The sequence below is a fragment of the Tardiphaga sp. genome, from assembly GCF_041424195.1.
Lineage (GTDB): Bacteria > Pseudomonadota > Alphaproteobacteria > Rhizobiales > Xanthobacteraceae > Tardiphaga.
This window is the reverse complement of record NZ_JBGMOE010000147.1, coordinates 1-21,134: the sequence shown is the minus strand read 5'-3', so window position 1 is coordinate 21,134 and position 21,134 is coordinate 1. Positions and strand designations below refer to the sequence as shown.

The window sequence follows — 21,134 nt, the reverse complement described above, 5'->3', positions numbered from 1 at the left end:
ATTGGTTAACGGCGCCCCGCGGACGCATCGGCCGATACGCTGCCCTGCCCGACCTGCCCCGACGTCATGAACAATGCGTTGGCGTTCGACAGATCCTGCGAGGCCCAGCGATCACCGAACAACACGGCTTTCGGTTCCAGCGCCGGTGCGAAAGGCGAATTCCAGGTCTGGAAGGGCAGAACCGTATTGAGCGGTTCGGAGCCAGGCTCCGGCGCCGTCAGCAGGATTGGCGGCAGGCGATACGGGATCAGGCCGGATGCACGGCTCTCGATCGGCTCCGACTCCGGCGGCTTGCCGGTCTTCAGATAGGACAGCAACTGCCCCATGGCCGCAAGCAACTGATAGTCCGCGAACACGGTGACGCCGCGTGCAGACACCAACGAGACGTTGGCGTTGAAGTACTGGTTCTGCGAGTTCAGCAGATCGATCAGCGTGCGCTGACCGAGCTCGTATTCCTTGTTATAGGCCACGAAAGTACGGCGCGCGGCTTCAACTTCACGCACCAGCGCCGCTGCACGCTCCGTCGTGATCGTGCGCGCAGCCCATGCCTTGTCGAGCGACTCCAGCGCATCGCGCTGCAGACGCGCATGCTTCTGCTGCTGCTCGATCATCCGTTCGCCAGCCTCGGCGCGCTTCCACGCATCCTGACCGCCGCGGAAGATATCCCAGCTGACAACAACCTTGCCGCTGACTTCGTCGCGATTGCCCGGATAGGTGATCGAGTCCTTGCCGCGCAGCGCGCGACCTTCCAGCGCGACGTTCGGAACGAATGCACCGGCGGTCGAGTCGAAAGCACGCTTGGCCGCATCGACATCTGCGCCGGCGGCGCGGATCGTCGGATTGTACTTGAAGGCGACGTCGAGCGACTCGTTCTTGGTTGCCGGCATATCCGGCAAACGACCGGGGAAGCGCACATTGAACGGCTCAAGACCAACGGTCTTGCGATACTTGGCGCGCGCAAAATCGAGGCTGAGGCGGAAATCCGACAGCACGGCTTCGGCGGCAGCCACCCGCTCTTCCGCCTGCTGGGTATCGCCCTCACCGGCACGACCGCCAGCGAAACGCGCACGGACATTGGCGCGCAGTTCGAGATGAACCTTGAGATTTTGTTCGGCCAAAGCGACCAGACGCAAATAGCGCGTCACATCCACATAGGCTTCGGCAGCATCGAGCGCGATCAGTTCGGTCCGTTCAAGCACCCGGAACGCAGCAGCATCGACACGCGCAGCCTGACGCCAGATGTCGTTGATCGACGCAAAGCCGTCGAACACCAGCTGGCGCACCGTTACCGACGCCTCGCTGCCATTGACATAGGAGCCATTTCCGGCCGGCGCAGGAACGATCGCCCGGTTCAACATCTCGGGGCCGGTATTCGCTTGCAGCCTGATCTGAGGCAGCAAAGTACCCTGGCTCTGGCGAAGTTCGGCTTCGGTGGCGCGGCGATTGGCAGACGCCTCGCCGACACCCGGGTTCGTCTTTACCGCCTGATTAATGGCGTCAAGAATGAAAAATGGCTCGGCTGCATGAGCGAGCTGGCCGCTCGACCCCAGCGATACAACTACAAGGAAAATCTTTGCAATCTGCTTCATGGATTGAGCGCTAACAAGAAATGGAACTTGCCGCAATCCGAAAGCCACATTTTGGAGCGAAAACTGACTCATTGTTGCAAGAATACATTACCTCGGTCGGGGCACAGGGGTCCCACGCGACCGTCGCACAAACGTCGTTTTAGCTCTTAATTTCAGCTATTTACTAATACCTAACAACAGGTTAACACGATTTCGTGAACCTTGAGACCAAACCCGGAGGCCACAACCGCCTCCTCGCGGCCTTCCGGGTGCCCAATTGTGGCAAAGGTCGCCATTTCGTAAAATGGAATGAGATACGGCATAAGGGGAATCGTGGCAGCCCTTCACCGGCGCCAAATTCAGGCGAATGCACGCTTTGGGTGCATCGATTCGGGTGAGTACCCCCCCCCCGGTCCGCTAGCTCCGCTTGTAGTCGTCCTCAATGCGAACGATGTCGTCCTCGCCAAGATAGCTTCCCGTCTGCACCTCGATCAGCTCGAGCGGAATCTTGCCGGGGTTTTCCAGACGATGCGTTGCACCGAGCGGGATGTAGATCGACTCGTTCTCGTGAACGGTCTTGATCAGATCGTTGATCGTCACCTTCGCGGTACCACGCACAACGATCCAGTGTTCGGAGCGATGGTGGTGCTTCTGGAGTGACAGCCGCTCTCCGGCTTTCACCACAAGGCGCTTCACCTGATAGCGCTCGCCATCCTCAAGGGCCTGCACAGATCCCCACGGGCGATGCACCTTTAGATGATCTTCGGTGACCCGGGGTGCCGCAACCTTCAGCTTCGCCACAAGCCGTTTCAAGCCGTTAGCATCCTTCTGGCGGGAGACCAGCACAGCGTCGTGCGTCGCCACCACCACGAGATCGTCGACGCCCTCCAGGGCCACCACCGGACCATCGCTGGCCACGTTGCAGTTACGCGAGTCCTCGAACACCGCCACGCCTTGCGCGGCATTGCCCTGCGCATCCTTGTTGGAGAGCTCCCACACTGCGAGCCACGAACCCACATCCGACCAGCCGCAGGACACCGGCACCACGGCCGCCTTCGTCGTCTTCTCCATCACGGCGTAGTCGACAGAAATCGATTTTGCCTTCCCGAAAGCGTCCGCATCGAGCGTAAAGAAGCCGAGATCGCGGCCGGCCTTCGCCACAGCGCTGGTGATGGTCTCGACACTATCGCTGTCAACACGCCGATATTCATCGAGCAGCATCCCCGCCCGAAACATGAAGTTGCCGCTGTTCCAGAGATAGCCGGCCTCGATATAACCGGCTGCCGTCTGCAGGTCCGGCTTCTCGACAAATTTGGCGACACTCTTTACCTCGCCGGAAATGGCCTGCCCCGGTGAAATATAGCCATATTCGATGGCCGGACGCTCCGGCTGCACGCCGAACGTCACAATGTGGCCGGCATCGGCAACCACCAGACCCGCCCGGCACGCCGTCACGAAAGCCGGCACGTCGCGGACCACGTGATCGGCGGCGAGCGCGAGCACGACCGCGTCCTCATCCCGAGCCTGTGCAAAAGCAGCGCCGGCGGCAATGGCCGGCCCGGAATCGCGCCGCGCGGGCTCGAGCAGAATGTCAGCCTCGAGCCCGATCTCGGCGAGTTGTTCGCGCACCATGAAACGATAGGCGGCGCTGGTGATGACAATGGGACGATCGAACAAGCCGGCGTCGGACACGCGAATCACGGTGTCCTGAAAGGTCGAGCGCGGCCCGAACAATGGCAGAAATTGCTTCGGGCGTCCCTCACGCGACGACGGCCACAGGCGCGTACCGGCACCGCCGCACATGATCAGGGGAATAATGCGCTTGCTCATCAGCCGTTCTCAACCCTTCGCGTTCAGATTACCGTAGTGGTTGCGATACCACGCCACGAATTGCCGAATCCCCTCCTCGATCGAGGTATCCGGTTTGAAGCCGACGTCACGCATCAGATCATCCACATCGGCAAAAGTCTCAGGCACATCGCCCGGCTGCATCGGCAGCATCGTCTTGATCGCTTCAAGCCCCAGCTCCTTCTCAAGAACCGAGACCACATGCAAAAGGTCCTCTGGCTTGTGGTTACCGACATTGTAGATTCGCGCCGGTGCCTGATCCTCGCTGCCGGTCGGCACATGATCGATCAGCCGCCCGATAGCACCGACAACGTCGTCGACATAGGTAAAGTCGCGTCGCATGTTGCCGTGATTGAAGAGCTTGATCGGCTGCTTGTCGAGGATCGCCTTGGTAAACAGGAAGATCGCCATATCCGGCCGCCCCCACGGACCATAGACGGTGAAGAAACGCAGTCCGGTAGTCGGCAGGCGATAGAGATGGCTGTAGGAATGCGCCATCAACTCGTTGGCCTTTTTCGTCGCTGCATAAAGGCTGATCGGATTGTCGACCCTGTCGCTGACGGAGAACGGCTTCTTCTTGTTGGCGCCATAGACAGACGATGACGACGCATAAAGCAGATGCTCACAGCCATTGTGCCGGCATCCTTCGAGGATATTGAGAAAACCCTCGAGATTGGCATCGGCATAGGCGTGCGGCTGCTCGATCGAATAGCGAACACCGGCTTGCGCTGCGAGATGGACGACGACCGGGAATTTGTATTCGCCAAACAGTGCCGAGATCGCGGGGCGATCTGCCAGATTCGCCCTCACAAAGGTAAAGCGGGGCTGGCCCTCCAGCAGCTTCAGCCGCGCCTCCTTCAGCGCCGGGTCGTAATAGCTATTGACGCTATCGAGGCCAACGACCGTATGGCCTTCAGCCAGCAAGTGCTGCGTCACATGGAAACCGATGAAGCCGGCAGCACCAGTGACAAGGATGGGTTGTTCAGACATCGTGTCCCCAGACATTCGCCAGGAATCGCCACGTTGCGTGACGATCCGCGTCGCATTCCATTAGCCATCCAGACGATGATGCTGAAATACTTCGGTATCGCAACACCCGATTGCGTCAGAAGCGCGGCCTTCGCCGCTAGCTATGCCGTAAAAACAGGCTAAGAAGAGGCGCCCTGCATAACTCCAAACTATTTGTCCCATAGCGCCCCAAATCTTCCCTGCAACGCATGTCATTCCTGGGACCAGTGTCATCCCGATGTCGTCATTCGAATTGATTACAACCCTCGTCGCTCTGGTTGTAGCCGCCGTTCTGTCCGCGGTTTGCATCAAGGCCATTCATCCGCTGCTGATCCGCTACGCAATGGCGCGACCGAATGCCCGATCGTCCCACAAGGTGCCGACACCACAAGGCGCCGGCATCGCGGTGATATCAGTCACACTGCTGGTTGCCGCGGGCTCGATTGCCAGTCTTTCGATTTCAGCGACACCGACACTATGGGTGCTGTTTGGTGCAACGATCCTGATCGCAACCATCGGCGCGATTGATGATCTGCGTCCGATTTCCGTGACGCCGCGACTGCTGCTGCAAGCCGTCAGTATTGCCGCGATCCTGTTTGCCCTGTCCCCAACACTGCAGATCACACCGGACCTGCCTCTCTGGATCGAACGCGGCTTGCTGCTGCTGGCCGCACTCTGGTTCGTCAATCTCGTGAATTTCATGGATGGGCTCGACTGGATCACGGTGGCCGAAGTGATTCCGATCACCGCGGCACTGGTGCTGATCGGCTTCTCCGGGCAACTGCCGTTATCGACGGCACTCATTGCCGCTGCGCTTTGCGGCGCCACACTCGGCTTCGCGCCATTCAATCGGCCCGTTGCAAAGATGTTTCTGGGCGACGTCGGCAGCCTCCCCATCGGGTTGTTGCTGGCCTGGTGCTTCCTGCAACTGGCCTATGCGCACCATCTGGCTGCCGCCATCCTGCTGCCGCTGTATTACCTTGCCGACGCGACCATCACCCTGCTCCGGCGGCTGGTAAAGCGCGAGCCGGTATGGCTGGCGCATCGCTCACACTTCTATCAGCGCGCGACGGACAATGGCTTCGCCGTGATCGAGGTGGTGCGAACGGTGTTCGTGCTCAATATCGGCCTGGCGGCACTGGCCGGGCTGTCGATCTATCTCCGTTCAGGCGTCGCCGACGCAGCTCTGCTTGTACTTGCCGGCGCCGGCGTCGCCGCGGTATTGCGGGCATTCTCAACCCCGCGCCGCTAACGCAGCCTCACTGTGCATCGCCCGATATTCCGGGACCGCATCCTTCAACGTTGCCACAGCGACTTCGTGCTCGTCCGCATCAATGGCTTTCCGCAAGATCGCAAGCCAGCTGTTCAGCGTCTCCAGCGGTAGCTCGTTCGGGCGTGCGGCAAGGATGCCGGCAATACCGATCTCGCTGGTTGGCTCCTGCTCGGCGAACAATATCTCGTTGAGCCGCTCGCCCGGTCGAACACCGGTGAACACGATATCGATATCGTAGCCGGGCTGAAGACCGGACAGCCGGATCATGCGGTCGGCGAGATCGACGATCTTCACCGGCTGTCCCATGCTGAGTACATAGACCGATGCATCGGCGTGCTGCGCATTCATCGCATGGGTGGCCGCAGTGACGACCAGATCGCAGGCCTCGCGGATGGTCATGAAGTAGCGCACCATATCAGGGTGCGTCACCGTCACCGGCCCACCGGCTTCGATCTGCGCCTTGAACTTCGGCACGACGGACCCATTCGACGCCAGAACATTACCGAACCGCACCGAGATCAGCCGCATGGGCGACTTGGCGGCACTGCCGCTGATGGCGTCACCATCGAGCGCCTGGCAATACATCTCGGCGAAACGCTTGGTCAGCCCGAGCATTGACACCGGCTCGATGGCCTTGTCGGTCGAAATCATGACCATCGCGTCAGCGCCCGATGCGAGCGCCGCATCGGCGACATTCACAGAGCCGAAGATGTTGGTCTTGACGCCCTCGCCCCAGTCGCGCTCCAGAATCGGCACATGTTTCAGCGCGGCTGCGTGAAACACTGCATCCGGCTTGAAGGCGATCATCAGTTGATGAATTCGCTCGCGGTCCCTGACATCGGCGATGCGGCCCTCGATCTCCGCGCTGGTGACCTTGGCCGCCAGCTTTTCCATAGCCGCATGAAGCGCCGGCTCCGAATTCTCGATAATAAGCAGCCGGGCGGCGCCAAAAGTAATGACGCGGTCGCAGATCTCGTAGCCGATCGAGCCGCCACCACCGGTCACGACGATCGCCTTGCCACGCACGAAATTCTCCAACCGGGCATAGTCGATCTTGACGCTTGGCCGCAGCAACAGATCCTCGACCGCCACCGGCGCCAGTTGCGGCGTATCGCGGCTTTCCTCAAGCGACGGGATGCGACTGACCGTCAGCCCGAGCTTGCGCGCGCGCATCAATACCGACTCGGGCAACGCTTCTGCCTCAAATGCCGACGGCGTCATCACGATCCGTTCGATCGGGCGTTGCCGCGTGCTGAAGTCATCAACGACATTGCCGAGATCGTCGATACCGCCGAGCACCGGAACACCTCGGATCGCCTGTCCACGATCGGACATCGCCGGCGACAAGATGCCAACCGGCCACATGCGCTTGACGGCACCACTCTCGATGCCCCGCAAGAACACCTCGGCATCGGCCGCACGACCAATCAGCAGTGCCGGTGACGCATCCATCGCGCGCGCCTGATTGCGTGTGCGCGTGTAGCGGAAATAACGATAAGCCAGTCGCGTTCCGCTGAGAAAGAAGATCTCGATGAACCAGTAGATGACGATCGTGGTCTTGCCGAGAAAGAAGGTGCCATACACGTTCGGCGCCAGGAAGATGTAGTCGAGCACCAGAAGCGCGCCCGTCAGCACCGTGGATGCCTTGATGATATTCAGCAGATCGGGCAGCGAGATGAAGCGCCACTTCGTCGTCGTCAGATTGAAGAGGTAGCAGACGAAAAAGCTGAAGATGACAAAGTACGGCAGGATATTCAGAAGCAGCGGCAGCCGATCCCACAGGTTCTCGCCGTCGAACCGCAGCACGAAGCTGAGAACGACCGCAGCCGCTGTGACGATGGCGTCATGCGTCGCAATCATCCAGTTGCGCGCAGAAAACTGTGTGATGCGTGTCATGACTGTCCGCTGCGCGCGCGCTCGACCAGCGACGTCGTGCTGTGGCCTTGCAGGATATCGATCAGGATCACCTCTCCGCCCGAGGCAGCAACGACCTCATGGCCGACCACCTGCTCTCGCGTGTAATCGCCGCCTTTGACCAGCGTAGCCGGCGCGATCTGCGTAATCAGGTTCAGGGGAGTATCCTCTTCGAAAATCACGACCAGATCGACTGCCTCCAGCGCCGCAAGCACTTCGGCACGGGCGCGTTCATCCTGCACCGGGCGCCCTTCGCCCTTCAGCCGCTTCACGGACGCGTCACTGTTGAGGCCCACGATCAGGCGATCGCAGGTCGCGCGCGCTGCCGTCAGAACCTTCACATGGCCGGGATGCAGGATGTCGAAACAGCCATTGGTGAAACCGATCCGCAACTGCTGCTTGCGCCAGTCGGCCAGTTGCGCATTGAGTTCGGTCGATGCCACGATTTTCTCTTCGGCGGCCAGAAACGCATGCGGCAAAATCCGGCGGCGCAATTCGGACGGTGTGACCACCGCCGTCCCCTTCTTGCTGACGGCGACCGCTGCCGCGGCGGTTGCCGCGCGCAATGCCGCTTCCCAGTCAGCCCCGGCCGCCAGCGCCACAGCCAGCATCGCCGCCACCGTGTCGCCGGCCCCCGAAACGTCACGCACCTTGACCGGCAGCGCCGGCACATGGATCGGCTCGCCGTCGCGTGGCACCAGCGTCATGCCATGCTCGCTCTGGGTCACCAGCATCGCGGCGCAATCCGCCAGGATCATCGCTTCCTGCGCGGCGGTCGCGATGTTGATGTCGCTGTCGGCACGGCTGCGCGTTGCTTCGGCAAATTCCTTGCGGTTCGGCGTCAGCAAGGTCGCGCCACGATAGATCGCAAAATTTGCGCTCTTGGGATCGACGATGACGCGCTTGCCGAGCTTCTTCGCCGCATCGATGACGTTGCGGATCACCCGCGCGGTCAGCACACCCTTGGCATAGTCGGATAGCAGTACGATGTCGGCGCGCGCAAGTTGCGGCAAAATCGTATCGATCAATTGCTTCTCGATGGCCGCGGACGCAGGCGCAGCCAGTTCCCAGTCGGCACGCAGCATATGCGTCGAGAAATGCTCTGACACGAAGCGCACCTTGCGCGTCGTCGGACGCGACGGATCCGCGACCAGCAGTGCTTCGATCAGAGGTTCCTGCGCGAGCGCATTCTTTAGCGTTACGCCTGCATCGTCCTCACCGACCAGACCGACAAAAATGCATTTCGCGCGGAGGGCGGCAATATTGCGTGCGACATTGCCGGCGCCGCCGATATTGATCTCGCTGCGCTGGACCGCGATGACCGGCGCAGGTGCTTCCGGCGAAATCCGCGACACCTCGCCATAGACGAATTCGTCGAGCATCAGATCGCCGACGCAGAGCACCGTCTGGTCGGCAATCGCATGCGACAGGGCATCGAAATCAAACATCACACCGGTACCTGTTGCGCCGTTAGCGGAAGCGATCGGGCTGGTCGAGGAAGCCCTTCACATAGTGCGAGACGGCATCTTCCAATGTTGTAAACCCGCCATTGTAGCCGGCGCCGCGCAACCGATCGACTTCGCTCTGCGTGAAGTATTGATAGCTGCCGCGAATCTGCTCTGGCATGTCGATATAGTCGATGTTCGGCCTGGTGCCGAGTGCAGCATAGGCAGCCAGCATCAGATCCTTGAAGCTGCGCGCGGTTCCGGTGCCGACATTGAAGATGCCGCTGACACCGGGTGACGCCAGCAGCCACATCATCACGCGCACGACGTCCTCGACATAGATGAAGTCGCGGCGCTGGTCGCCGTCCGCAATACCCTCGCGATGCGACTTGAACAACTGGATGCCGCGGCCGGCCTTGATATCGTCGAAGCGCCGCGTCAGCACGCTCATCATCGAGCCCTTGTGGTACTCGTTCGGCCCGAAGACGTTGAAGAACTTCAGACCTGCCCATTGCGGCGGCATCTTTTCGCCCTGAGCGACGCGCTCGGCCACCGCGAGATCGAACAGATGCTTGCTCCAGCCGTAGAGATTCATCGGCCGAAGCTTTTTCAGCTCCGGCACAGTCTGCTCGTCGCGAAAGCCCTGATTGCCGTCGCCATAGGTCGCAGCCGAGGATGCGTAGATCAACGGCGTCGCATTGGCCGTGCACCAGTCCAGCAGGCGCATCGACAGCCGGAAGTTCGTCTCGATGACCAGATCACCGTCAGTCGCGGTGGTTTCCGAAATCGCGCCGAGATGAATGATCCCATCGAGCTTGCGGCCCTGCAGCCAGTCCATCAGCTCGGCTGGTGGCACCACGTCCGCAAGTTGCCGCTTGGCCAGATTGCGCCATTTTCCGTCATGACCGAGCACGTCGCAGACGGCCACGTCCGCCCGGCCGGCATCGTTCAGCGCGGCCACGACATTCGATCCGATAAAACCGGCTCCTCCGGTCACAAGCAGCATGAAGTCCCCGATCTCATGATTGACCCACCTTTGCCTCAACCCTGCCCCACAGGCAACTTGGGCGACGGGATGTCGTCAACGCCGCGGGAACATGGTTGGAAACATCCCAAATGGCTTTACCTGCGGGGATGGAGCGGGTACCGAATTGACCCCGATATTGCCCGCGGCAGAACAGCGAAGTCCTTGAAAGAATGAACGTAAATTCCCCATACCAGGGCGTGAGGGTCGATCCGGACGATACCCGGCCGATCCTGATCGTGCCCTATATGTGGATCGGCGATTTCGTTCGGGGTCATACGGTCGTTCGGGTCCTGAAAGAGCGCTGGCCGAACCGGCCGGTTGATTTGCTGGTGACCAAACTGGTCGCCCCGCTGGTCGACTACATGCCGGGCGTGCGCTCAGGCATCGTCTGGGACCTGCCCCGCAGCCAGCTCGCGCTCGCCAGGCAATGGGAACTGGCGGCCACCCTGCGTGCACGCAACTATGGCACCGCGCTGGTGATGCCGCGGACCTGGAAATCGGCCCTGGCACCCGCTTTGGCCGGCATTCCGGAACGCATCGGCTTTGTCGGAGAGGCCCGCTTCGGCCTCATCAATCAGTGGCGCTGGGGCGAAAAGAAGCTGCCGCGCATGATCGACAAGAAATGCGCGCTGGCATTGCCGGCGGGCACGCCACTGCCGCCGGAATGGCCGGTGCCCCAGTTCCGCGTGCCCGCCGATGAGATCGCGCGCTGGCGGCAGGCCAATGGGCTGGGAACCGGTCCGGCCGTCGCGCTCGGCCCCGGCTCGGTCGGTTCCTCCAAGCGCTGGACCTATTATGCCGAGGCGGCAAAACTGCTGGTCGAGCGCGGGCTGGATGTCTGGGTCATCGGCGGCCCCGGCGAGAAGGACCTTGCCAACGAGATCGTGGCTGCGGCCGGTCCCCGCGCCCGCGATCTGACGACCAACGACCTGCGCAATGGCGTGATCGGCATGGCCGCGGCCAATGTCGCCGTGGCCAATGATTCCGGCCTGATGCATATCGCGGCCGCCGTGGGCACACCGACCATCGGCATTTTCGGACCGACCAGCCCGCAGCTATGGGGCCCCCTCAATCCGCTGGCGGCCACCGTGCAGACCAAGACCATCGTCCCGTGCCAACCCTGCCACAGGCCGATTTGCTCCATGAACGACCACGCCTGCATGCGCGACATCCCGGCCGAAGACGTCGCCGGAATCATTCAAGGCGTGATGGCCGAGGCGTCCAACAGAAGCGCGCAGATATGACGACCACTCAAGCAAAGCCCGCAGCGTTTCTGGATCGCGACGGCGTGATCAATTACGACGACGGCTACATGGGCACATCCGATCGCATCCGCTGGATGCCGAACGCTGCCAAGGCCATTCGCCGGCTCAACGATGCCGGCTATTTCGTCTTCCTGTTTTCCAACCAGTCCGGCGTCGCACGCGGTTACTTCACCGAAGACGAACTCAATGCGCTTTTTAAGTGGATGCGTTCCGAACTTGCCGCACAAGGCGCCCGCATCGATGACGTCCGCTATTGCCCACACCATCCGGCCGGATCGGTCGCGGGTTATCTGGAAGATCATCACTGGCGCAAGCCGAGCCCCGGCATGATCCTCGATCTGATGCAGCACTGGCCGGTACAACGCCAAGGCAGTTTTGCCATCGGCGACCGCGACACAGATATCGAAGCGGCCAAGGCCGCACATCTACCCGGCTTTCTGTTTACCGGCGGCGATCTTGATGCGTTTGTCGCGGATATCCTGCAGGGTCAGAGCAGCCTGCGATAGACTTCAGCGATTCCGCGCGCTTCTGCATCGAGGCTGAATCTATCGAGGACCCGCTGACGCGCACGCGCGCCCATGGCTGTCGCGGCATCGGGATCGCGCATCAGCGGCTCCAATGCCAGCGTCAGTGCCGCCGCATCACCCGTCGGCACGAGCTTCCCGGTCACGCCCTCCTCGACCACGATCTCCGCGGCGCCCGCACGCGTCGCGACCAACGCGGCACCCACTGACATCGCCTCGATGAGCGTCAGACCGAAGCCTTCATTGCGCGAGGTGAAGGCATAGATCGTCAGGCGTCGATACCATCGCTCGACCTCTTCGATCGGCAACTCGCCGGTGATGACGATGCGCGACTGCAAACCGGCATCGGCGATCTTCTGTTTGAGCTCGTTTGCAAAGCCGATCTGGTCCGGCGTGATTGCCCCCACAATGACAGCCGTGAAATCGGGATAGCGCGGCAACAGTTCGCACATTGCATCGACGAACAGATCGGTACCCTTCTGCGCGCGCACGCGGCCAAAGCAACCAATCGCATAACGCCCCGGCAACTTCGCTTCCGCAAATGCCGCCGCGCGATCGACGGGCGGCGCATAGCGATCAGTATCGACCCCATGCGTCACCACGGTCGCGGAACGCTTCAGATATGATGCGGAGATATCGCTGGTGGCAATGATGGCGTCCATCCGGCTGATCAGCCAGCGCGTGATCCAGGTATGATGGCGCTGCGCGGCCGAGGTGAAGAGCAGTTTCAGCGGCCACCCGAGCGCCTTCAGCAGAACGCCGGCAATCATCTCGTTGTTGCGCCGCGCGTGCCAGATCACAGGCTTGCGGCGGAGCCACAATTTCATGAGATCGCCGATATCCATGCGCGCGATGCCAGCGGGCGCATCGGATCCAAGCCATGCTGCGTCGAACATGTCTGCGAGTTTCGGCGCCACCATGCGATTGGTTGCCGTCACACCGGAGTAGCGCCAGTGCAGATTCGTGACGATCAGCTGCAGTTTATCGGCCATTTTGCCAGCAATCGGCACAGGTAACTCCATTTCGCCTGATTTCCTATACGCAACATTAAGCATAGTGGCCAGTTGCCGGCCGCCGAAACCCACTCTTCATCCTGGACACGATAGCGTTCTCAAAACGGGAGAGTGAGTAGATCCAATGACCGTCCTTGTCACCGGCGGCGCCGGTTATATCGGAAGTCACATGGTCCATGCGCTGGTGGAAGCCGGCGAGAGCGTGGTCGTGATCGACAATTTGTCGACGGGTTTCTCAACATATCTCCCTGAGGGCGTTCCACTGTTCATCGGCGATGTCGCTGACGAGAATCTCGTTGAGGGCGTCATCGCCGCCCATGGCATCGACGCGATCATCCATTTCGCAGGTTCTGTCGTCGTGCCGGAATCGATGCGCGACCCGCTCAGCTATTACCGCAACAACACGATGACGACGCGCAACCTGCTCAGCGCAGCGGTGAAATGCGGCGTCAAGCGCTTCATTTTCTCGTCGACCGCTGCCGTTTACGGCAACCCCGATTTCACGCCAGTGGCCGAAGATGCGGCGACGCGGCCGCTGTCGCCTTACGGCTCATCGAAGCTGATGACCGAGATCATGCTGCATGATATCGCACCGGCATATGGGATGGACTTCGTCGCGCTGCGTTACTTCAACGTCGCCGGCGCCGATCCGCAGGGCCGCACCGGTCTCGCCACCATGGGTGCGACGCATCTTCTCAAGATCGCCGTGGAAGCCGCCACCGGTCAGCGCAGCAAGATCGACGTGTTCGGAACCGATTACCCCACGCCCGATGGAAGCTGCATCCGCGACTTCATCCATGTGAGCGATCTCGTTCAGGCGCATCGCGCCGCACTGAGCTACCTGCGCGAAGGCGGCGCGTCGACCACCCTGAATTGCGGCTATGGCCGCGGCTACTCCGTGCTGGAAACCATCGAGGCCGTGCGGCGTGCGTCGGGTCGCAATTTCGCGGTTCAGTACGCCCCGCGCCGCGATGGCGATATCATGACCATGATTGCTGATACCTCCCGTATCCGCGCGACGCTGAACTGGACGCCACAATACGACGATCTCGAAACCATCGCCCGGCACGCGCTCGCTTGGGAAGAGAAGCTCGCCCGCGAGCGCCATGGCATTGAATTATTGGCGAAGTCAGCCTGAACGATCCGAGCGCCCCCGCTCGCATCAACGGCGGCATTGCGTCGGCGTCTCGCCGAAACGCCGTCGAAACCGCTGATTAAAGTATGAGATCTCGCTGAAGCCGCTGGCCAGCGCGATTTCACTGATCTTCAGCCGATCACCCTGCTCGCTCGTCAGCAAACGCATTGCGTGGTGCAGACGGCGCTCCAGAAGGCGTTCGGTGAAGCTCGCTCCCGTATCCTGCAGGAGATCCTGGAGATAGCGCGGCGACAAACCCAGCCGGCGCGCGACCTGCCCCACGGAGAAACCCGGATCCGCGAAATGGCGATCGATCTCTGCGATGATTTCCTGCGTTCGCGACGCGCGCAGACCGCGCATCGACGCAAGTTGCGCAGCCTCGCCGCGGGCACCTAGCGCGAGCGCCGTCAGATCCAGCAATGTCGTACTGATATGGCTGTCGAGTTCCGCATCATGCGGATCGCGCAGCAGATCGACCGAGATTTCAATGTAGCGCCGCAAATGAGCCACGACTGGGCGCCGTTCATCGAGCGGCCGAATGAGGAGATCGTCGACATTGCCAATGAGAGGCAACAGGCGCTCCCTGCTGACGGTCAATGTCGTCGACGAGAAATCCGCATCTGATTGCAAATCGGCCGGGCGTCCGTTCGTGCCAAGAAATGCGCGGCCTGATGACAAGGCCGTCTCGCGTCCGACCTGATCGACAACCAGCGTCCCTTCGCCTCGATGAAACATCAGACAGAAATCATCGTCTGGCCCGCGCGAGATTGCCGTTCTGGATCTCCGGATTCGACTGAAGGTGCCGCCAAACCGGGTGACCCGTACATTCGAATAATCTGCCCAGTGCACGAAGGCCGAGAATGGCCGATTTTCAGCACGTGTGATGTCCACGCAGCAGGTGAGCGCTTCCATGTTTTCGCACCATAGTGCGAATTTCTGGTGATCCGGCAATTCCAGATCAAATCCATCTGAGACGAAGCTGGCCCGATGCATATGCCCAACTCATTTTCGACGAATAATGTACCGGCACAGAATAAACTCCTCACGCAAAATCTCTGCAGTGCGACGTTCTGTAGCTGTATTTGTATAGTGCGCGTATGTGCTGTTGCGACGACGCCACATCGACGTGAAGTTTGGTGACAGTGCGCGAGAACTAAAATCTGCTGCGCGCGTGAACAAGACCTCTCCGCCAGCCCTGTCATTGTGCACGAGGAAGCCGCGAGTCCCGGCATCATTCGCAGATGCCTCGGCTCAGCGACACTTCACATGCGATCGCTGATGACGGCGACGCATCGGAAATCACTTGCCGTGCGCAAAAAACTGAGGGGCCTGATCATGAAGAGAGTATTCGCTGGCGCAGCACTGCTTATCGGTGCGGCCGTTCCTGCCGTCGCGGCCGACATGCCCTATCCGGTGAAGGCGCCAGTCGCGCCCGTCCCGGTGTTCTCCTGGACCGGTTTCTATGTCGGCGCCAATGTCGGCTTCGGCGGCGACAAGTTCGACTATCCGTTCCAGGCTACGCAGCGACAGTTGCAGGCCGAAGCACCCCCGCTCGTTGCCAGCACGAGCGGCAATCTCAGCCTGACCTCGAGCGGCTTCGTCGGCGGTGGACAGACTGGCTACAACTATCAATACAATGGCGGCTTCGTCATTGGCATCGAGACCGATTTCCAATGGTCCGGCATCAAGGGCCGCTTCGAGGGCAATCAGACGCTGAACAATAACGGCGTGACCACGTCCGCGGCATTCGGCACCGGCTCCGAAGTCGAATGGTACGGCACGATTCGCGGACGGCTCGGCTATGCATGGGACCGCGTGTTCCTGTACGGCACCGGCGGCGGCGCCTATGGCCGGGTCAACACCAACGGGAACTTTGCTCTGACCGGCCCGAATGGTGTTCTCGGCCAGGTTGCAGCGTTGTCCGCCGGCCAGACGCAGTGGGGCTGGACCGCCGGCGCGGGCCTCGAATACGCATTCGCCCCGCAGTGGTCTTTCAAGACCGAATATCTCTATGTGGATCTTGGCCGGAGCACGCTGTTCTCCACTGCCGTCAACGACGTCGCCAATGGCTTCTCCTCCAACGCCAGCATCGCGGTCGATACCAGGTTCCACACCATGAAAGCAGGGGTGAATTACCGGTTCTGATTGGGCGACATCCTGCCGTCCGGAAGTACGGCGCGTACCCGTTGCGTGCCGTGCTTTTCGAGAGATTCCGGGACAAAATCGGCCCGAATCCGGCGGCGAACATCGCCGGGCCAACGGGTTAACAAAGTCTTGGCAAGCCCGATTTTGGCTTGAAAAACCGCGATTTAACGGGCAATCAGGCGGCTGTTTCGCAAGCTGACCCTGACGCCTCGGCAAATCCCTGCCCGGCGCCGTCGCTGGACCGCGGATGGCCAAGATTACTCGCAAAGTCACTGACGATCCGTACGGCGCCTGGGCGCTGATCCGCCGTTTGGTCGCCGAACAGGCAATCACCTATTGGCGGCGCTATCTCCTGGCCTTCCTGCTGATGGCGGTCTCCGCCGCGACGACCGCCGGCGCCGCCTATATGCTCGGCGAGGTCATCAACCAGGCTTATGTGGACAAGAGCATCGAGCGTATCGCGCTGTTCTCGGGCTTCGTGGTGGTGATCTTCCTGATCAAGGGCGCATCGACCTACGGCCACACCGTCATTCTCTCGAAGATCTCCAACGCGATCGTCGCGAACAATCAGCGCCGGCTGTTCGCCAAGCTGATGAACGAAAGCATCGGCTTCTTCTCGGAGCGGCATTCGTCGGAGTTCCTGCAGCGGCTTACTGCCGGCGCCAATTCGGTGACGCAGGTGCTCAGCCTTCTGATCAATGCCGTCGGCCGCGACCTTCTGTCCCTGATCGCGCTGGTCAGCGTGATGGTGATGCAGGACCCCTATATGGCGCTGTTCGGCTTCCTGGTGGCGCCGCCCGCGATGCTGGTGCTGCGCAAGCTGGTCCGCCGCATCAAGGGTCTCGCCCGCAACCAGTTCACCGGTACCACCGAGATTCTGGAAGTGATGCAGGAATCGCTGCAGGGCATCCGCACGGTGAAGGCGTTCACGCTCGAACAGACCATGCAGCAGCGTATGGAAGCGAGCATCACCGCCGTCGAGCAGAACGCCAACAAGATGGCGCGCGTCTCCAGCCGCTCCAGCCCGCTGATGGAAACGCTCGGCGGCTTCGCCATCGCCGCGTCGCTGATGTATGGCGGCTATCGCGTGGTGGCGATGGGCGCGACGCCCGGCCAGTTCTTCTCCTTCGTCACCGCCTTCCTGCTGGCCTATGAGCCCGCCAAGCGACTGGCGCGGCTGAACATCGATCTCAACAGCCAGATCATCGGCGCGCATACGCTCTTGGAGATCGTGGACAGCCCGGCTTCCGAACCCAACGACGATCACAAGCCGGCGCTGAAGCTGACCGATGCGCGCGTCGAACTGCATGACGTCACGTTCCGTTATCGCCCCAACGAGGTCGTGCTGAACCGCATGAGTTTCGTCGCCGAGCCCGGCAAGGTCACCGCGCTGGTCGGGCCGTCCGGCGGCGGCAAGTCCACGGTGCTGGCGCTGCTGCTGCGGCTCTACGAAGTCAGCGAAGGCGACATCACCATCGATGGTCAGTCGATCGGTCAGGTCTCGCGGCGCTCGCTGCGTGGCCAGACCGCCTATGTCGGCCAGGACGTCTATCTGTTCCGCGGCACCATCCGCGAGAACGTCGCCTTCGGCAAACCGGGCGCTACCGAAGACGAGATCGTTGCGGCAGCCAAGGCTGCCTGCGCCCATGATTTCATCCTCGGCTTCCCGCTCGGCTACGAAACGCCGGTCGGCGAGCACGGTGCGCAACTCTCCGGCGGCCAGCGCCAGCGCATCGCCATCGCACGCGCACTGGTGAAGAACGCGCCGATCATCCTGCTGGACGAAGCCACCGCAGCACTCGATTCCGAATCCGAGAAATCGGTGCAGGAAGCCATCGAGCACCTCTGTCAGAACCGCACCACGATCGTGATCGCACACCGCCTGCACACCATCATGCATGCCGACGCCATCCTGGTGGTCGAAGGCGGCGAGATCGTCGAGCGCGGTCGCCACGACGACCTGCTGCGCCGTGGCGGACGTTACGCCTCGTTCTTCCGCTTGCAACATCGTGATGCCTCGCCGCTGGCACCGCTCGAGGCGTCGGCGTAAAACTTGCCTCTGTTTTCTGCCGCGCAAGCGCGGCATCCGTTTTGATCCCCGCCTTCACAACCAGCCCGAGAGCCGTCCATGACCGCATCGTTCGTTATCGCTCCTCCGCCGCAGGCCGCCATCGCCGTTCAGGGCGAGACTACGAAATTCCCGGTGCGCCGCGTCTGGTGCGTGGGCCGCAATTATCTCGAGCACATCCGCGAACTCGGCAATGACGAGCGCAACCCTCCCTTCTTCTTCGCCAAGCATGCCGACATGATCGTGCCGGATGGCAGCGAGATTCCCTATCCGACCCTGACCAAGGACATGCAGCACGAGGTCGAGCTCGTCGTCGCGCTGAAGAGCGGCGGCCTCAACATCTCGCCGGAGCAGGCGCTCGACCATGTCTGGGGCTATGGCGTCAGCGTCGACCTCACCCGCCGCGATCTGCAGACCATCTCGCGCAAGAAAGAGCAGCCCTGGGAAATCGGCAAGTCGTTCGACATGTCGGCGCCCACCGGCGCGCTGGTGCCCGCTTCGAAGGTCGGTCATCCCTCGAAGGGCAAGATCTGGCTCTCGGTGAACGGTACCGAACGTCAGAAGGGCGACCTGTCCGAGATGATCTGGAACATCGCCGAGATCATTTCCAAGCTGTCGCTGCAGGTCGAACTCGGCGCCGGCGACGTGATCCTGACCGGCACCCCGGCCGGCGTTGCCGCGCTTCAGCCGGGCGACAAGGTCGAATGCGGCGTCGATGGCATCGGCACCTTGAAGTTCGAAATCACCAAACCCAAGTAAGTCAGGCACGCCTTTACTGCGAAAGGCCGCGCGTCATGCGCGGCCTTTTTCGTTTCAGCACTTGTCAGGGAAACGGCTCATGTCTCTCGAACTCGGTCTCGATACATTTGGCGACGTCACGCGCGGCACGGACGGCGCGATGCTGTCGCATGCACAGGTGATCCGGAATGTGATCGACGAAGCGGTATTGGCTGACCAGCTTGGCGTCGATTTTTTCGGCGTCGGCGAGCATCACCGCGCCGACTTCGCGGTGTCGGCACCGGAAGTCGTGCTGGCGGCGATCGCCACGCGCACGAAGCGCATCCGCCTCGGATCCGCCGTGACCGTGCTGAGCTCTGACGATCCGATCCGCGTCTTCCAGCGCTTCGCCACCGTGGATGCCGCATCGAACGGCCGCGCCGAGGTCATCCTCGGCCGCGGCTCGTTCACCGAATCCTTCCCTCTGTTCGGCTTCAAGCTCGACCAGTACGAGACGCTGTTCGAGGACAAGCTCGATCTGTTCGCTGCGCTGGCGTCTGAGCCGGAAGTGACCTGGAGCGGCACGACCCGCCCGCCCCTCAAAAATCAGCGTGTCTATCCGCCGATCGAGACCGGCCAACTGCGAACCTGGATCGGTGTCGGCGGCAGCCCTGAGTCAGTCGTCCGCGCCGTGCGCTATGACCTGCCCTTAATGCTGGCGATCATCGGCGGCGAGCCCGAGCGGTTCAAACCCTATGTCGATCTCTATCACCGAGCCTATGCCGAGATTAAGCGGCCCGTTAAGCCGATCGGCGTCCACTCACCCGGTTATGTCGCCGCCAGTAACGAACAGGCCCGCGAGGAACTGTGGCCCGACTACAAGCAGATGCGCGACCGCATCGGCAAAGAGCGCGGCTGGCCGCCGATGCAGCGAAAGGAATTCGACCAGGAGGCCGATCACGGCTCACTCTACGTGGGATCGCCCGAGACCGTTGCGAAGAAAATCTCGAAGACGGCGAAGGCGCTCGGCATCTCGCGCTTCGATATGAAATACAGTGCGGGCGCCCTGCCGCATGAGAAGCTGATGACGTGCATCGATCTCTATGGCCGCAAGGTCATTCCCATGGTGCGGGAGATGTTGGCCTAATATCCAACCGCACCACAAACTCCGCCCTCATGGTGAGGAGCGCGCCGTGGCGCGCGTCTCGAACCATGGATGCGGCGCACATCCTTCGAGACGCGGTCGAAGACGACCGCTTCTCTAGCCAGAACGCAATCGCGTTCTGGCGGGGATGAGGGCACAGTATGGATCAGACGACAACAAAAAAGCCCCGGATCGCTCCGGGGCTTTTCTTATTCAAACCGTCAAACCGAACTCAGTAGCGATAGTGGTCCGCCTTGAACGGGCCTTCGGTCTTCACACCGATATAAGCGGCCTGCTCCTTGCTGAGCGTGCTCAGCTTGACGCCGATCTTGGCGAGATGCAGACGGGCGACCTTTTCGTCGAGGGACTTCGGCAGCACGTACACTTCCTTCTTGTACTTGCCGTCCTTGTTGTTGGCGTAGAGTTCGATCTGCGCCAGCGTCTGGTTGGTGAACGACGCCGACATCACGAAAGACGGATGGCCGGTGGCGTTGCCGAGGTTCACGAGGCGACCTTCCGACAGCAGGATCATGCGCTTGCCGTCCGGAAAGGTGATCTCGTCGACCTGCGGCTTGATGTTGTCCCACTTCAGGTTCTTCAGCGCCGCAATCTGGATCTCGTTGTCGAAGTGACCGATGTTGCAAACGATGGCCCGATCCTTCATCGCGCGCATGTGCTCGATGGTGATGATGTCCTTGTTGCCAGTCGCGGTGACAAAGATGTCGGCGCGCGGTGCGGCGTCTTCCATGGTCACGACTTCATAGCCTTCCATCGCCGCCTGCAATGCGCAGATCGGATCGATTTCCGACACCAGCACGCGGCAGCCGGCCTGGCGCAGCGAAGCAGCCGAACCCTTGCCGACGTCGCCGAAGCCGGCGACCATGGCGACCTTGCCGGACATCATGACGTCGGTGCCGCGGCGGATGCCGTCGACCAGCGATTCACGGCAACCATAGAGGTTGTCGAACTTCGACTTGGTGACGCTGTCGTTGACGTTGATCGCGGGCCACAGCAGCGTGCCGGCCTTCTGCATGTCGTAC

18 protein-coding genes are annotated in these 21,134 nt (G+C 61.3%); 9 read left to right on the top strand and 9 right to left on the bottom strand.

Annotated features, from left to right (window positions below; all coding sequences use genetic code 11):
* Positions 1 to 5: 5 nt before the first annotated feature.
* The 3 genes from ACEK02_RS19325 to ACEK02_RS19315 form a co-directional block, all read right to left on the bottom strand.
* A complete protein-coding gene (locus ACEK02_RS19325; protein WP_371423186.1) occupies positions 6 to 1,589 on the bottom strand; it encodes a TolC family outer membrane protein in 1,584 nt (527 codons plus the stop codon).
* Positions 1,590 to 1,985: 396 nt separating this feature from the next.
* Positions 1,986 to 3,398, bottom strand: coding sequence for a mannose-1-phosphate guanylyltransferase/mannose-6-phosphate isomerase (locus ACEK02_RS19320; protein ID WP_371423185.1), 1,413 nt, complete (start codon positions 3,396 to 3,398; stop codon positions 1,986 to 1,988).
* Between the two features lie 9 nt (positions 3,399 to 3,407).
* Positions 3,408 to 4,406, bottom strand: a complete 999-nt coding sequence (locus ACEK02_RS19315; protein ID WP_371423184.1) for an NAD-dependent epimerase — start codon at positions 4,404 to 4,406, stop codon at positions 3,408 to 3,410.
* Between the two features lie 33 nt (positions 4,407 to 4,439).
* Between ACEK02_RS19315 and ACEK02_RS19310 the strand changes: the two genes are divergently transcribed.
* Together ACEK02_RS19310 and ACEK02_RS19305 are read left to right on the top strand one after the other, a co-directional pair.
* Positions 4,440 to 4,568: a hypothetical protein gene (locus ACEK02_RS19310; protein WP_371423183.1), complete on the top strand. Its 129-nt coding sequence runs from the start codon at positions 4,440 to 4,442 to the stop codon at positions 4,566 to 4,568.
* A gap of 94 nt (positions 4,569 to 4,662) precedes the next feature.
* Positions 4,663 to 5,676, top strand: coding sequence for a glycosyltransferase family 4 protein (locus ACEK02_RS19305; protein ID WP_371423182.1), 1,014 nt, complete (start codon positions 4,663 to 4,665; stop codon positions 5,674 to 5,676).
* Here ACEK02_RS19305 and ACEK02_RS19300 read toward each other — a convergent pair.
* The 3 genes from ACEK02_RS19300 to rfaD are packed head-to-tail and all read right to left on the bottom strand — an operon-like array spanning position 5,659 to position 10,062.
* Positions 5,659 to 7,593: an SDR family NAD(P)-dependent oxidoreductase gene (locus ACEK02_RS19300; protein WP_371423181.1), complete on the bottom strand. Its 1,935-nt coding sequence runs from the start codon at positions 7,591 to 7,593 to the stop codon at positions 5,659 to 5,661. The two genes, ACEK02_RS19305 and ACEK02_RS19300, sit on opposite strands and share 18 nt — an antisense overlap.
* Complete coding sequence (rfaE1, locus tag ACEK02_RS19295; protein ID WP_371423180.1) at positions 7,590 to 9,059, bottom strand: D-glycero-beta-D-manno-heptose-7-phosphate kinase; 1,470 nt, start codon at positions 9,057 to 9,059, stop codon at positions 7,590 to 7,592. Before rfaE1 ends, ACEK02_RS19300 begins: the two co-directional genes overlap by 4 nt.
* A gap of 22 nt (positions 9,060 to 9,081) precedes the next feature.
* On the bottom strand, positions 9,082 to 10,062 hold the full coding sequence (gene rfaD / locus ACEK02_RS19290; protein ID WP_371423179.1) for an ADP-glyceromanno-heptose 6-epimerase: 981 nt from the start codon (positions 10,060 to 10,062) through the stop codon (positions 9,082 to 9,084).
* A gap of 191 nt (positions 10,063 to 10,253) precedes the next feature.
* Between rfaD and waaF the strand changes: the two genes are divergently transcribed.
* Positions 10,254 to 11,327: a lipopolysaccharide heptosyltransferase II gene (waaF, locus tag ACEK02_RS19285; protein WP_371423178.1), complete on the top strand. Its 1,074-nt coding sequence runs from the start codon at positions 10,254 to 10,256 to the stop codon at positions 11,325 to 11,327.
* Positions 11,324 to 11,854, top strand: coding sequence for an HAD family hydrolase (locus tag ACEK02_RS19280; protein WP_371423177.1), 531 nt, complete (start codon positions 11,324 to 11,326; stop codon positions 11,852 to 11,854). Before waaF ends, ACEK02_RS19280 begins: the two co-directional genes overlap by 4 nt.
* On the opposite strand, the gene ACEK02_RS19275 is transcribed toward ACEK02_RS19280, so the two are convergent.
* Complete coding sequence (locus tag ACEK02_RS19275; RefSeq protein ID WP_371423205.1) at positions 11,836 to 12,864, bottom strand: glycosyltransferase family 4 protein; 1,029 nt, start codon at positions 12,862 to 12,864, stop codon at positions 11,836 to 11,838. The two genes, ACEK02_RS19280 and ACEK02_RS19275, sit on opposite strands and share 19 nt — an antisense overlap.
* A gap of 145 nt (positions 12,865 to 13,009) precedes the next feature.
* Here ACEK02_RS19275 and galE point away from each other — a divergent pair, with 145 nt between their 5' ends.
* Positions 13,010 to 14,023, top strand: a complete 1,014-nt coding sequence (gene galE / locus ACEK02_RS19270) for a UDP-glucose 4-epimerase GalE (protein WP_371423176.1) — start codon at positions 13,010 to 13,012, stop codon at positions 14,021 to 14,023.
* Positions 14,024 to 14,047: 24 nt separating this feature from the next.
* Here galE and ACEK02_RS19265 read toward each other — a convergent pair whose 3' ends face one another.
* Positions 14,048 to 14,932, bottom strand: a complete 885-nt coding sequence (locus ACEK02_RS19265; RefSeq protein WP_371423204.1) for an AraC family transcriptional regulator — start codon at positions 14,930 to 14,932, stop codon at positions 14,048 to 14,050.
* 423 nt (positions 14,933 to 15,355) lie between these two features.
* On the opposite strand from ACEK02_RS19265, the gene ACEK02_RS19260 reads away from it, so the two are divergent.
* From ACEK02_RS19260 to ACEK02_RS19245, 4 genes are all read left to right on the top strand, one after another.
* Positions 15,356 to 16,165, top strand: coding sequence for an outer membrane protein (locus ACEK02_RS19260; RefSeq protein ID WP_371423175.1), 810 nt, complete (start codon positions 15,356 to 15,358; stop codon positions 16,163 to 16,165).
* 247 nt (positions 16,166 to 16,412) lie between these two features.
* Entirely contained in the window at positions 16,413 to 18,215 is a 1,803-nt protein-coding gene (locus ACEK02_RS19255; protein ID WP_371423174.1) for an ABC transporter ATP-binding protein, read from the top strand.
* 78 nt (positions 18,216 to 18,293) lie between these two features.
* Positions 18,294 to 18,992: a fumarylacetoacetate hydrolase family protein gene (locus ACEK02_RS19250; protein WP_371423173.1), complete on the top strand. Its 699-nt coding sequence runs from the start codon at positions 18,294 to 18,296 to the stop codon at positions 18,990 to 18,992.
* Positions 18,993 to 19,071: 79 nt separating this feature from the next.
* A complete protein-coding gene (locus tag ACEK02_RS19245) occupies positions 19,072 to 20,097 on the top strand; it encodes an LLM class flavin-dependent oxidoreductase (RefSeq protein ID WP_371423172.1) in 1,026 nt (341 codons plus the stop codon).
* Between the two features lie 229 nt (positions 20,098 to 20,326).
* On the opposite strand, the gene ACEK02_RS19240 is transcribed toward ACEK02_RS19245, so the two are convergent.
* A partial coding sequence (locus ACEK02_RS19240; RefSeq protein WP_371423171.1) for an adenosylhomocysteinase occupies positions 20,327 to 21,134 on the bottom strand: 808 nt, incomplete at its 5' end.